Origin of the sequence: Pseudomonas sp. GXM4, from assembly GCF_008923895.1 — a bacterium.
GTDB lineage: Bacteria > Pseudomonadota > Gammaproteobacteria > Pseudomonadales > Pseudomonadaceae > Aquipseudomonas > Aquipseudomonas atacamensis.
In genome coordinates this window covers 1-12,702 of sequence record NZ_WBRZ01000170.1, presented here as the reverse complement: position 1 = coordinate 12,702, position 12,702 = coordinate 1, and the positions used below count along the sequence as shown (strand labels likewise).

General features: G+C 61.5%; 13 protein-coding genes. 7 read left to right on the top strand and 6 right to left on the bottom strand.

Annotated features, from left to right (window positions below; genetic code table 11):
* Positions 1-180 precede the first annotated feature (180 nt).
* From F8N49_RS19210 to F8N49_RS19200, 3 genes are read left to right on the top strand one after another with little or no spacing between them, the layout of a single operon-like run.
* Complete coding sequence (locus F8N49_RS19210; RefSeq protein WP_151552137.1) at positions 181-1,779, top strand: ABC transporter permease; 1,599 nt, start codon at positions 181-183, stop codon at positions 1,777-1,779.
* On the top strand, positions 1,776-2,591 hold the full coding sequence (locus tag F8N49_RS19205; RefSeq protein WP_125925849.1) for an ABC transporter ATP-binding protein: 816 nt from the start codon (positions 1,776-1,778) through the stop codon (positions 2,589-2,591). The genes F8N49_RS19210 and F8N49_RS19205 overlap by 4 nt, the downstream gene beginning before the upstream one ends.
* A 14-nt stretch (positions 2,592-2,605) precedes the next feature.
* Positions 2,606-4,216 (top strand): arylsulfatase, encoded by a 1,611-nt coding sequence (locus F8N49_RS19200; RefSeq protein ID WP_151552135.1) that lies wholly within the window; start codon positions 2,606-2,608, stop codon positions 4,214-4,216.
* Positions 4,217-4,394: 178 nt separating this feature from the next.
* Here F8N49_RS19200 and F8N49_RS19195 read toward each other — a convergent pair whose 3' ends face one another.
* Positions 4,395-5,465: a fatty acid desaturase gene (locus tag F8N49_RS19195; protein ID WP_151552133.1), complete on the bottom strand. Its 1,071-nt coding sequence runs from the start codon at positions 5,463-5,465 to the stop codon at positions 4,395-4,397.
* Between the two features lie 100 nt (positions 5,466-5,565).
* On the opposite strand from F8N49_RS19195, the gene F8N49_RS19190 reads away from it, so the two are divergent.
* Complete coding sequence (locus F8N49_RS19190) at positions 5,566-6,570, top strand: AraC family transcriptional regulator (RefSeq protein WP_151552131.1); 1,005 nt, start codon at positions 5,566-5,568, stop codon at positions 6,568-6,570.
* Positions 6,571-6,573: 3 nt separating this feature from the next.
* On the opposite strand, the gene F8N49_RS19185 is transcribed toward F8N49_RS19190, so the two are convergent.
* The 4 genes from F8N49_RS19185 to F8N49_RS19170 form a co-directional block, all read right to left on the bottom strand.
* On the bottom strand, positions 6,574-7,797 hold the full coding sequence (locus F8N49_RS19185; protein ID WP_151552129.1) for a type II toxin-antitoxin system HipA family toxin: 1,224 nt from the start codon (positions 7,795-7,797) through the stop codon (positions 6,574-6,576).
* On the bottom strand, positions 7,790-8,038 hold the full coding sequence (locus tag F8N49_RS19180) for a helix-turn-helix domain-containing protein (protein ID WP_151552139.1): 249 nt from the start codon (positions 8,036-8,038) through the stop codon (positions 7,790-7,792). The genes F8N49_RS19185 and F8N49_RS19180 overlap by 8 nt, the downstream gene beginning before the upstream one ends.
* A 94-nt stretch (positions 8,039-8,132) precedes the next feature.
* Positions 8,133-9,539, bottom strand: a complete 1,407-nt coding sequence (locus tag F8N49_RS19175; RefSeq protein ID WP_151552127.1) for a heavy metal sensor histidine kinase — start codon at positions 9,537-9,539, stop codon at positions 8,133-8,135.
* Positions 9,529-10,209 carry a heavy metal response regulator transcription factor gene (locus F8N49_RS19170; RefSeq protein ID WP_151552125.1) on the bottom strand — a complete coding sequence of 227 codons (681 nt, stop codon included), beginning with the start codon at positions 10,207-10,209 and terminating at the stop codon, positions 9,529-9,531. The genes F8N49_RS19175 and F8N49_RS19170 overlap by 11 nt, the downstream gene beginning before the upstream one ends.
* 136 nt (positions 10,210-10,345) lie before the next feature.
* Here F8N49_RS19170 and F8N49_RS19165 point away from each other — a divergent pair, with 136 nt between their 5' ends.
* Positions 10,346-10,831, top strand: coding sequence for a heme-binding protein (locus F8N49_RS19165; RefSeq protein ID WP_151552123.1), 486 nt, complete (start codon positions 10,346-10,348; stop codon positions 10,829-10,831).
* Between the two features lie 11 nt (positions 10,832-10,842).
* Complete coding sequence (gene uraH, locus F8N49_RS19160) at positions 10,843-11,253, top strand: hydroxyisourate hydrolase (RefSeq protein ID WP_016772241.1); 411 nt, start codon at positions 10,843-10,845, stop codon at positions 11,251-11,253.
* A gap of 159 nt (positions 11,254-11,412) precedes the next feature.
* Here the strand turns inward: uraH and F8N49_RS19155 are convergent, their stop codons facing one another.
* Entirely contained in the window at positions 11,413-12,090 is a 678-nt protein-coding gene (locus F8N49_RS19155; protein ID WP_151552121.1) for a Crp/Fnr family transcriptional regulator, read from the bottom strand.
* An 84-nt stretch (positions 12,091-12,174) separates the two neighbouring features.
* On the opposite strand from F8N49_RS19155, the gene F8N49_RS19150 reads away from it, so the two are divergent.
* A complete protein-coding gene (locus F8N49_RS19150; protein WP_151552119.1) occupies positions 12,175-12,702 on the top strand; it encodes a DUF962 domain-containing protein in 528 nt (175 codons plus the stop codon).

Below are 12,702 nucleotides of genomic sequence, written 5' to 3'. Positions count from 1 at the left end.
CATCTAACGCAAGTTTGTTAGATCCGTTTCATATATGCCGAAACCCAATGTGGAAGCGAGCCTGCTCGCGAAGAGGCCCTGCCAGCCGCCATCGATGCTGCCTTAAACAGCCATTTCGCGAGCAGGCTCGCTCCCACATGAAAAGCGGTTCGCCATGCAACCCGACAACGGAGGTCATCCATGGCCCGTCAATCTCTGCTCAGCCTGCCGCTGGCCGCGCCGCCGCTGAAAAGCCGTCGCACCTGGCCCCGCCTGAATCAACGCCTGTTGCCCTGGCTGTTGCCCGTCAGCCTGTTCGTCCTGTGGTGGCTGGCCGCGCGCAATCAGTGGATGAGCGAGCAGATCCTGCCGGCGCCATCGCTGGTGTGGAGCAGCGCTGTGGAACTGGCCCAAGGCGAGTTGTGGAGTCATTTGTGGATCAGCCTGCAACGGTTGTTCTGGGGCTTGTTGGCAGGCGTTTCGACCGGCGCGGTGCTTGGCGCCGCACTGGGCTTCAGTCGACGTCTGGAGCGCCTGGTTTTTCCGACATTCGCCGGATTGGCGCAGGTGCCGACGCTGGCGTGGATTCCGCTGTTCATGGTGTTTTTCGGCATCGGCGAACTGCTGAAACTGGTGGTGCTGATCAAGGCCATTGTGGTGCCGGTGACCTTGCACACACTGGTTGGCGTGCGCGATGCGCAACCGAAACTGCGCGAAGCCGCCGCCGTGTTGCGCCTGCCGCCGCGTCTGCTGATTCGGCGCCTGGTGCTTCCCGCTGCGTTGCCGGCGTTCATGGCCGGCGTGCGCCTGGCACTCGCTGCCGGCTGGACCTCGTTGCTGGCGGTCGAGCTGCTGGCCTCCAGCGAAGGCATCGGCTATATGATGGTCTGGGCGCGGCAGTTGTTCATGCTCGACATCGTGTTCGTGTGCATCGTGGTCATCGGTCTGATCGGCGTGGCGATGGATCGCGGCATCGGCCTGCTCGACCGCAAACTGGTGCACTGGCCGCACCCGGCCACCGCGCACATCACACGCGACCCGCGCTATCAGGGCTGGCAGCGCCTGCAACCGTGGCTGTTGCCGCTGGGCTTGTTGGCGCTTTGGCAAACGACCAATGATCAGCAGTGGGTCGACGCGAATATTCTGATCAGCCCTGCGGCTGTGCTGAGCACGACATGGGACGGACTGCTCGACGGCACGCTGGTCAACGGCATGGCGCTGAGCCTGAGCCGCACCCTGGGCGGCTTGCTGATCGGTGGCGGCCTCGGTTTCGCCCTGGGCTTGCTCCTCGGCCTGTCACGTCTCAGCGAACGCCTGCTCGGCCCGACACTCGCCGCACTGCGGCAGATTGCGATTTTCGCCTGGGTGCCACTGCTCACCGCGTGGTTCGGTCTCGGCGAACTGGCCAAGTGGGTGTTCGTCGCTCTCGCCGCCTTCTTCCCGCTGTTCATCGCCACCCAGCGCAGCGTCGCCAACCTCTCGCCGCAACTCAACGAAGCCGCGCAAGTGCTGCGCCTGAGCCTCGGTCAGCGCATGCGTCGACTGGTCCTGCCCGGCGCTGCGCCGGGGATTTTCGCCGGGCTGCGATTGAGCCTGATCTACGCCTGGCTCGGCACCATCGGCGCTGAATATTTCATGCCGTCCAATGGCGGCATCGGCAGCCAGATGATCGGCGCGCAGCAGCTGCTGCGCATGGATCTGATCATGGCCGGCATGCTGCTGGTCGGCCTCACCGGCGCCCTGCTCAACCTGATCGGCCAACGCCTGGAAATTCGCGCGACCCGCTGGAGACACGCATGAACGCACCGATTGTCAGCTTCAACCACGTAGGCAAATCCTTCGCCGTCAACGGTTTCGAACTGGAGGCGATTCGCGAATTCAACCTGGACATTGCCGAGGGCGAATTCGTCGCCATCGTCGGTTCCAGCGGCTGCGGCAAATCCACTTTGCTGCGTTTGCTGGTCGGCCTCGACACCGAGTTTCGCGGGCACATCAGTGTCGATGGCAAGGCCGTCAGCGGCATCGGCGGCGAGCGCGGCATCGTCTTTCAAGAACATCGCCTGTTTCCGTGGCTAACGGTCGCCGACAACATCGGCCTGGGTCTGGTCAATGAACCGCTGAGCGGAGCGCAGAAGCAACAACGCATCAAAGACTTTATCGAGCTGGTCGGCCTCAGCGATTTCACCGCGGCCTATCCGCATCAACTCTCCGGCGGCATGGCGCAGCGCGTGGCGATTGCTCGCGGTCTCGTCGCCAGCCCGCGAATCCTGTTGCTCGACGAACCCTTCGGCGCCCTCGACGCACTGACCCGCCAGCAAATGCAGGACGAGCTGCTGGCGATCCGCGAGCGGGCACAGATCACCACGATTCTGGTGACCCACGATGTCGAGGAAGCGATTTTTCTGGCCGACCGCGTGGTGGTGATGGAGCCGCGTCCGGGGCGGATCAAGCAAGTGGTCGACATCGCCCTGCCGCACCCGCGCCAGCGCAGCAGTTACGACTTCCATCAGTTGCGTGAAGAACTGCTGCACGAACTGACCAGTGATGACCATTACCAACCGAGCGCAGCGGTGCAGATCCGCGATCTGCCGCTGACGTTCATTGCCTGCTGAACAGGAGTTTCGCGATGCCGCAACGTCCCAACTTTCTAGTGATTCTGGCCGACGACCTGGGCTTTTCCGACATCGGTGCGTTCGGCGGCGAAATCGCTACGCCGAACCTTGATGCGCTGGCCGAGAACGGCCTGCGCCTGACCGATTTTCACACCGCACCGACCTGCTCGCCGACGCGCTCGATGCTGCTGACCGGCACCGATCACCACATCGCCGGCATCGGCACCATGGCCGAAGCGTTGACCCCGGAACTGATCGGCAAACCTGGTTACGAAGGCTACCTGAATGACCGCGTCGTCGCCCTGCCCGAGCTGCTGCGCGAGGCCGGCTATCAAACCTTGATGAGCGGCAAATGGCACTTGGGGCTGAAGGCTGAACTGGCGCCCCATGCGCGTGGTTTCGAGCGTTCGTTTTCACTGTTGCCGGGCGCTGCCAACCACTATGGTTTCGAGCCGACCTACGATGAGCAAACGCCGGGCCTGCTGAAATCCACCCCGGCGCTGTACATCGAGGACGATCAGTTTGTTGACGAGTTGCCGAAGGATTTCTATTCCTCCGATGCCTTCGGCGACAAGCTGCTGCAGTACCTCAAGGAACGCGATCAGACCCGGCCGTTCTTCGCTTACCTGCCCTTCTCCGCGCCGCACTGGCCGCTGCAGGCACCGGCCGAGATCGTCGAGAAATACCGTGGCCGTTATGACGCCGGCCCGCAAGTGCTGCGCCTCGAACGCCTGGAAAAACTCAAGGCGCTGGGCCTGATCGACGCGGACGTCGAGCCGCACCCGCTTATTCAGCTCAGCGCGCAGTGGGACGCGTTGAGCGATGAACAAAAGCAGATTTCCGCACGAGCCATGGAGGTCTACTCGGCGATGGTCGAGCGCATGGACTGGAACATCGGCCGGGTCATCGATTACCTGCGCCAGCAAGGCCAGCTCGACAACACCTTCATCCTGTTCATGTCCGACAACGGTGCCGAAGGCGCGCTGCTGGAAGCGTTCCCCAAGTTCGGCCCGGAGCTGATGACCTACCTCAACCAGCATTACGACAACAGCCTCGACAACATCGGCCGGGCCAATTCCTACGTCTGGTACGGGCCGAACTGGGCGCAAGTGGCAACCGCGCCGTCACGCTTGTTCAAGGCTTTCACCACCGAGGGCGGGATCCGCGTGCCGGCGCTGCTGCACTATCCACAATTGCCGCTCAAAGGGCAGATCAGCCATGGTTTCGGCACGGTGATGGACATCACCCCAACCATTCTCGATCTGGCTGGCGTGCGGCATCCGGGCAAACAGTGGAAAGGCAAAGCGGTGGCGCCACTGCGCGGCAAGTCGTGGCTGGGCTTCCTGTCCGGCGAGACCGCGCAGGTGCATGACGAGCACACCGTGACAGGGTGGGAATTGTTCGGACGCCGGGCGATTCGTCAAGGCTCGTGGAAGGCCGTGTGGATTCCCGGGCCTGTCGGGCCGGCGACCTGGCAGCTTTATGATCTGGCGAGCGATCCAGGGGAGATTCATGATCTGGCGTTGAGTCAGCCGCAGAAACTCACTGACTTGATCGGGCATTGGCAGCGGTATGTGGAAGAGACCGGGGTGATCCTCAGTGCTTCGCCGTTTCAGCCTGATTGAACCAAGATCAAAAGCCCCCCTCACCCCAGCCCTCTCCCTGAGGGAGAGGGGGAAAGGGAGCAGATCTTCATGCTTTTCCAACTTGAGGTCGGCTCGAAATTTCAGGTCGATGTATCCAGCATAAACAGCTAGATCAGTCCCCTCTCCCCTGGGAGAGGGTTAGGGTGAGGGGCATCTGTCAGGCCTCCACCGCCTCCCCGGACACCACTTCCTCATCTCCGCGCACAAACCGGTTCGCCCGGCCAAACGTGCCGAAATCATTGAACCGCACACCCATCTCGCGCATCACCTTGTGCGCCACCGGCACGGTCATCTGACGAATGTAAAACGGCTCCTTGACCACGAAATGATGAATCCCGTGACTGCTGCCGAAGTTGAAGCAGAACGCTTGCAACGGCCACAGCCACCAAGGGTTCAGCACCTGGCATTGCTGCAGCACATTGCCCGGTTCGACGTCGCCGTAGTAATGCATGTTCGAGCTGATGAAGTGCAGGCAAAAAGTGCGCAATACATTCGGGCCGATGATCACCACGGCGGCAATATCGATCACCTGCATCACCGAAAGCGTGGTGGCCGACCACTCGATGGGCGAGCCGAGCAAATGCGCAATGCCATTGGCCGCGTGAAAGCCGAGAAACACATACCACGCGCCCCAATGCAGCAGCGCCAGCGGTGCGTAGACCTTGAGCACGCGTTTACCGATGCTCCACTTGTGTGCCCAGGTCTTGGCGCGGAGCAGGCGGATAAAGGCCGACATGACGTTATCGCCAACCATCAGCAGACGGGCAAATCCCCACGGCTCGCCGTTGGTGATTGCGCGCTCTTCCATGTCGGCTTCAGTGCCGGAAACCTTGTGATGGTTGAGGTGCAGATGGCGACGGATCCATGGATTGATCGTGCTCGGCCGCGCCAGCCAGACCAGGCCCATCATCAGGTTGTGCGGCACGCGCTGTTTGCGGAAGTACATGCTGTGGATCAGGTCGTGTTCCAGCTCATGGGTCAGCGAGGCGAAAAAAGCATTGAGCAGCAGGCACACCCACCAAGCCATATGGCCAGTGATGTACAGCGCCGCCGAAGCGATCATCCCGGCCAGCGCGAACGCCAGAATCCCCGCACCGAGGGCATCCTGATGCTGAAGAATCGGGTAGCGCTCACGCAATTGCGCACCTTTGGCCAGCACCACTTGGCGAATATGTGCCGAGCGCTGCGCCGCATTCAGTCGTTCAGGGCTTGCAGAAGTACCGTCCATGCTTCCATCCTCGGGTCTAAGATGAATGCATCGTGCCTTGCCGGGGTTCGATCCGCGCTAGCCAAGAACGCCAACCTGTTGACCGGACGCGCCAATCCGCATGAAGGAACCGACCTCCCTCGCCAGCTGGACCCGCGCCTTGCGCAAACAACTCGACGCGCTCGGGCTGGACAGCCTTGCCTTGTGCCAACAGGCCGGGCTCGACCCAGCGCTGATGGACGACCCCAATGCGCGCTATCCGCTGTCCGGTACCACGCGCCTGTGGGCGCTCGCCGTTGAAGCCAGCGGCGACCCGGCGCTGGGCTTGCGCGTGTCGCGTTTCGTCAGCCCGACCACCTTCCACGCGCTCGGTTATGCATTGGTGGCCAGCGGCAGCTTGCGCGAGGTGTTCGAGCGCATCGTGCGCTATCACCCGGTGGTCAGCGATGCGCTGGAACTGGAGCTGAGCCGCAGCGAAGACCGCTATCAATTCCGCCTGAAAATCCCGCCCGGCAACCCGGCGCCGGCCGTCGAAGCCATCGACGCCTTCGCGGCGATCTACGTGCGCACCTGTCGCAATCGCCTTGGCCGTGACTACGCACCGCTGGCGGTGTACTTGCGCCGCCCCGAACCGAGCGATGCCCAGCAATGGCACAAAGTCTTCCGCGCGCCAGTGTATTTTTCCGCCACCGAAGACCGCCTGGAATTCGCCCTCGGCGACTTCGACAGCCACCTCGACGACGCCAACCCGGAACTGGCCGAACACAACGAAGCCGTACTCAAACGCACCCTCGCCCAGCTCAAGCCGCTGACCTGGGAGCGTAAGGTGCGCGATGCGATTGAAGAACAGTTGCCCGAAGGCGAGCCGAGCGCCGAACGCATCGCCCAGACCTTGCACCTGAGCCTGCGCAGCCTGCAACGGCATCTGGCGGATGAGGGCTGTCGCTTCGACACCCTGCTCAACGAAAGCCGCGAGAATCTCGCGCTGCTGCACCTGCGTGACCCGCAGTGTTCTTTGAGTGAAGTCAGCTATCTGCTGGGATTCGCTGACACCAGCAGCTTCAGCCGCGCGTTCAAGCGCTGGACAGGGATGACGCCGGGGCAGTTTCGGGATCAGTTGCGCTGAGTTTCAACTGTTGCGCAGGCTGCGCGCCAGACCGGCCGACCATTGTTCGATCATTGCAGCGCCCACCTCCGCGAAGGCAGGATGATTTGCGCTGTACTCCGCCATTTCGCCCATCGCTTCCTGCACACCGTGTGCGACCATATGCAGTAACTGGTTACAACGCGCTTCACTCAGATTGCAGGCCGTACGACCAAACCTGGTAAGCATTTTATGCTTGGGCCACGCCTTCGAACCGCCCAACAGCAGTGCCATGCTATCGCTCTTGATGTACACCGACGTGGTGATGATGTCGTACGCCGGAGCCAGCCTGACCAATGAGTGCTCGCCACAATCCTCATAGAGCACGCCAAAGTTTTTCAGGTGGGCATCGCCGTTTTTCAATGCCGCCGATAAAGCGACAATCTTGAAGAAAGCTTCCAGTGCGTGCTTGAGTAATGAGGGCGAAACAAACGCCTTGATCTGCCGTGCGACTCCTTCGTAAGAACCGTCGTATTTGGCCTTCGACGGCCAGCCGTTGAGCACGCAAAAGTCTTCGAAACCGAGGTATCCGGTTTCGCTCAAGTCAAAACGCTCGATGACGAGAAATTTGCCATGCTCGCTGAGTTCGAAATGCGGCACGTCGAGGCCACAAAGTTGCGCAGCGCGCATGCAGAAAAATTCGTTGGTTGCCAGCTCGGGATACTCTTCGGCACGGAAGGCTTTGACCAGATGAGTCGAGCCTCGGTGCGTCAGTCGGTCTATTGCAGCGGCACTGTCACGCACCAACACTTTGGGCTGCACGCCTGAAACTCCGGAATACTGCCCGTAAGTCTGCAAAAGATCCTCGAACAAACCTTGCGCACCGTCATGAACCAACAACTCAGCGAGCGAGGTTTCAGGTGGACGATCAGTTGTCGATGCGCTCGCGATCGAAAGACGCCCCAGTTGATGCGGGCCGACGATACTTAGTAAAGCGAAGTCATCGAAGCCGCGCACGGCTTTGCTGAAACGCCGGACCAACTCATCGCGCAACGCACCTTCAGGAAGATTCATCTCGAATATCGGATGAATGCCGCGTTCACAACCATAACTTTCCAGGCGTGTCGGCATGGTCAGCGAAACGGCATTTTCATCAATCGCATCGTCCCGATAGCTGAACACGCTGTCGACATCTGCGTGCCCGCGCCCCAATCTTCCAACCTCATGGCCGCCGACGCAGACCTGCAAGCGATCCAATGCCTCAGCCATGGAAGTTCACCTTGCGCAGCGTGTCGAGTGTCGGCCGTCGAGAGCCGCGGGGGATTGCGGCCAATTCGTAGCCGAATCCGTTAAGAATGGCTTCGACTTTGCGCAAACCGATTTCCGAGATTGTGTTGTTTTCAATCCCCGAGATTGTTGCGCGGCTCATGCCGTATTGCTGCGCCAAAGCTTGCTGGGACAGCTTTTCGGCCTTACGCAAGCATCTGATCAACTCGCCAATTTTTTCCATCACCGCCCCAAATGCATTGCTTACAATGCAAAATCCACCTAAAAAATTAAAATGCATCATAAACAATGCAAGTGAATGAGCTTAGCGTAGATGGTCAGCCATCGCTAACGTCTTGACACCGCCTCTCAAACCCCAACTCAAACACCGTCCCCGCCACATCACTCCTCACCCGCACCCGCCCGCCATGCAATTGCATGATCGACTGCACGATCGCCAAACCCAGCCCACCCGAATCTCCCGGTTCCGCACGTGAAGGATCGACGCGGTAGAAACGGTCGAACAGTTTGCCCAGATGCTCTGGCGCGATGACCGGGCCGTGGTTGTGCACTTGCAGCCAGCACATACCCGGTTCATCGAAGCGTTGCAGGCTGATCAGGGTGCCGGGGTCGGCGTGGCGTACGGCATTGGCCAGCAGATTGCCGAGGGCGCGTTGCAGCAGTTGCTGGTCGGCGAGCAATTCGCCGTGCATGCGGTTTTGCAGTTGCAGGTCGCGGTCATCGGCCAGGGCTTCGAAGTAATCGCAGAGCTCGTCGCCGACGTTGTGCAAGTCCAGTGTTTGCAGACTGAGCGCACGTTCGGCCTGTTCGGCGCGGGCGAGGAACATCAGGTTCTCGGCCATGCGCTTGAGCCGTTCGAACTCTTCCATGTTCGAGGCCAGCACTTCCTGATATTCGGCCGTGCTGCGCGGATGGTTCAGGGCCTGGCCGTTGCTGGCGAGCAAGGTGTGCAGAGGGGTGCGGATTTCGTGCGCGAGGTCGGCGGAGAATTGCGACAGGCGCTGCACGCTGTCGTCCAGCCGCGCCAGCATGGTGTTGAGCGCGTGCACCGGCTCGCGCAGTTCGCTCGGCGTGCCCTCGGTAGGCAGGCGTCGATCGAGGCTGCGCAGATCGATGCTGCGCACCGCTTCACTCAACTGATGCAATGGCTGCAAGCCGCGCCGCAGCAGCAACAGGCCCAGAGCAAACGCGAGCACCGCGCCGAGGCCGACGGACAGGTACAGACGCAGGCGATAACTGCCGAGCATCTGCTCGCGCTCGCTGAGCACTTTGCCGGCGATCACCGTGAGGGTTTCACCGTTGGGGCCTTGCGCCTGGCCGGACAGCAAGGCCAGCTCGGCGCCGTCACTGGCCTGCCAGGTGAGCACGTCACGGCGCTGCGGCATTTGCTCTCGCGCTAATGCATTGAGCGCCGGCAATTCACGTTGGCGCGGGTTGATCGCGATCACGCTGGAACCGTCGGCCCGGCGCACCAGCAACAGACTGTCGAGATTGCCGAGCATGTTCTGATACAGCCGTGGCCGTGCCTGCAAGGCGTCGAGGCTGTCGCTGTCGGCGAGCAAGGCGCGTACTTGCTCCAGGCGACCGAGCAGAGCCATGTCGTCACGAAAGGCCAATTCCGAGGCCAGCGAACGGTAGAGAAACACGCCGATTGCGCTCAGCACCAGCGCGCAGACCATGGCGAAGGCCAGCGCCAATCGCCAGGCGATCGACTTACTCCACATCGTCCGGCGCTTCCAGTTGATAACCGACGCCACGCACAGTGCGGATAAGTTTCGGCATGTACGGGTCATCGACCTTGGCACGCAGGCGACGCACGGCGACCTCGACCATGTTGGTGTCGCTGTCGAAATTCAGGTTCCACACCTGCGAGGCAATCAGCGTGCGCGAAAGCACTTCGCCCTGGCGGCTGGCGAGCAGCTGCAACAGGGCGAATTCCTTGTTGGTCAGGGCAATGCGCTGGCCGCCGCGACTGACCCGGCGGCGCAATACGTCGATTTCCAGGTCGGCAATGCTGTACGACTCGGCTTCGCGCATCGGCCCGCGTCGCAGCAGCGTGCGTACGCGCGCGAGCAACTCGGCGAAGGCGAAGGGTTTGAGCAGGTAGTCATCGGCGCCCAGCTCAAGACCACGGACGCGGTCTTCGATGGCGTCCTTGGCGGTGAGAAACAGCACCGGTGTAGCGCCGCGCTGGCGGATCAGCTGGAGCAATTGCCAGCCGTTTAGACCGGGCAGCATCACGTCGAGGATGATCAGGTCGTATTCCTGCTGCTCGATAAAATAGCGGCCGTCGAGGCCATTGAGCGCCACGTCCACGGCGAAACCCGACTCGCCCAGGCCCTTGGCGAGGAAATTCGCGGTTTTGGCTTCATCTTCTACGACCAGCAAACGCATGGCACACCTCGATTGATCAGGTACACAGGCTAGGCGTGTTCGCCGCCGTTGCCCATTACAAACTTGTAATCCGCCTGACGGGGTTCTGACGAAGTGCGCCGGTTAAGGTGCAGACCTTCTCAATCGGAGCCTGCACATGAACGTCAAATACCTTGTCGCCAGCCTGATCCTCGGCCTCAGCGGCGCCGCGAGCGCCACGCCAGAACTGCCGCGCCACGCCGATCTCGACCTGAAAACCGCACGCTGGCTGGCGGACAAGGCGATGAGCAGTTGCACCGGCACGGTGTCGGTGCTCGACCGTGGCGGTAACTTGCTGGTGACGTTGCGTGGTGACGGCGTCGGGCCGCACAACACCGCCGCCAGCCAACGCAAGGCCTACACCGCGCTGTCGACCAAGACGCCGACGCGGCTGTTCGCCGAGCGCGCCCGCAGCAACCCGGAAACCGCCAACCTCAACACCCTCGATGAATTGCTTTTGCTCGGCGGCGGCATTCCGTTGTTCGCCGGCAGCGAACTGGTCGGCGCCATGGGCGTGGCCGGTTCCGGCGGCGGTGAGCAAGACGAAAACTGCGCCCGCGCCGCCGCCGACAAAGCCGGCCTGACCATCACCCGTTCCCACTAAGGAGATCCACCATGACCACCCTGCGCATGACTCTCGCCGCCCTCGGCCTGAGTGCTGTTTCCAGCCTGACGCTGGCCGCCGGCAATCCGCTGAGCGTGCACGTGCTCAACCTGGAAAACGGCCTGCCGTCACCGGGCATCAACGTCACCCTGGAAAAACACGTCGGCGAAAACTGGCAGCCACTGGCCCAAGGCACCACAAACGAGCAAGGGCGGATCGCCGAGCTGTTCCCTGCCAAACAGCCATTCGAAGCCGGTGAATACCGCGTGGTGTTCAAGACCGGCGAGTATTACCAGAAGATCAAGCATGAGACGTTCTTCCCGGAAATTCCGGTGATCTTTCAGGTCAAGCAGACTGATCAGCACTACCACATCCCGCTGCTGCTGAGCCCGTACGGTTTCTCGACCTATCGCGGTTCGTAATCCAAACGCGGATCCTTCGTAGGAGTGAGCCTTTGTGGTGAGGGGATTTATCCCCGCTGGAGTACGCAGCAGTGCCTTGTTCAGGGCCGCTTCGCGCCCCAGCGGGGATAAATCCCCTCGCCACAGGTGCCAGTTCCGACATTGGATCGGTTTCAGTTTTCAGATCGTGGCCAAGGCACGCAATCTCACCGCATCGAGGATTTCGATTTCGCCGTAAGCCAACCCGATAATCCCCTGCCCCTGCAGATCCTTGAGGATCTGATTGGTGGTCTGCCGCGACAGCGATAGCATCGCTGCCAACTGCTCCTGCGGCAGTTGCAGCACCCGACGCGGTGCGTCGAGTTCGCCATAACCTTCGGCGATCATCAGCAAGCGATGCGCCAGACGCGCCGGGGCTGGCAGCAGGCTCAGCTGTTCGAGATTGATGAACGCCAGGCGCAACTTGTGGCTCATCAACAGCGCCAGATGCCGCCAGTACTGCGGCTGTTCGTCGAGCAATTTGAGCAACGCCGCTTGCGGAACATTCAGCAAGGTGCACGACCCTACTGCATAGGCATCGTGAGTGCGAGGCTGGCCATCGAACAGGCAAATTTCGCCGAACCAGTGCGGCGCCTCCACCAGACTCAACAACGCCTCCTTGCCCTGCTCGCTCACCGCGCCAATGCGCACTGCGCCATCGAGCACCGCGTACAGACCGCACGGCGCATCGCCACGCTGGAACAGTCGTTGTCCCGCCGTCAGCCGCCGCTCCCGGGCCAGCGCCAGCAGGCTATCCTGAAAAGATGCAGGCAGATGACTGAACCACTGGCCGCTGAGCAACCGTGCACGAATTTGCATAACCACTCCTGGAGTGTCGCCTGCCCGACAGAGCGAACGCGGATCCCGAGGGATGATGCATTCAACCCCACTGGAGGAACAACAATGAAAAGCCTCGTCGACCACCTCAGTCAATACGCCGCCTACCACCGCGACCCGCGCAACATCGCCAGCCACTTTATCGGCATTCCGCTGATCGTGGTGGCGGTGGCGGTGCTGCTGTCACGGCCGCAATGGGCACTGGGCGGGTTGTGGATATCTCCGGCGGTTGTGGTGGCGCTGGTCTCGGCGTGGTTTTACCTGCGCCTGGAATTGAAGCTCGGCGTGTTGATGACGGTACTGATGGGCCTGTCGGTGTGGGCCGGGCATGCGCTGGCGCAGCAGAGCACCCTGGTCTGGCTGAGCAGCGGCCTGGCGATGTTCGTGATCGGCTGGGTGATCCAGTTTGTCGGGCATCACTATGAAGGGCGCAAACCGGCATTTGTCGATGACATCAGCGGACTGATTGTCGGGCCGTTGTTTGTCGTGGCCGAGTTGGCATTCGTGCTCGGGATGCGCCATGAGCTGAAAGAGCAGATCGAGGCGCGGGCGGGGGTGGTGCGAGTTAATCCGAATCGCAAAGCGGCGGCTTAG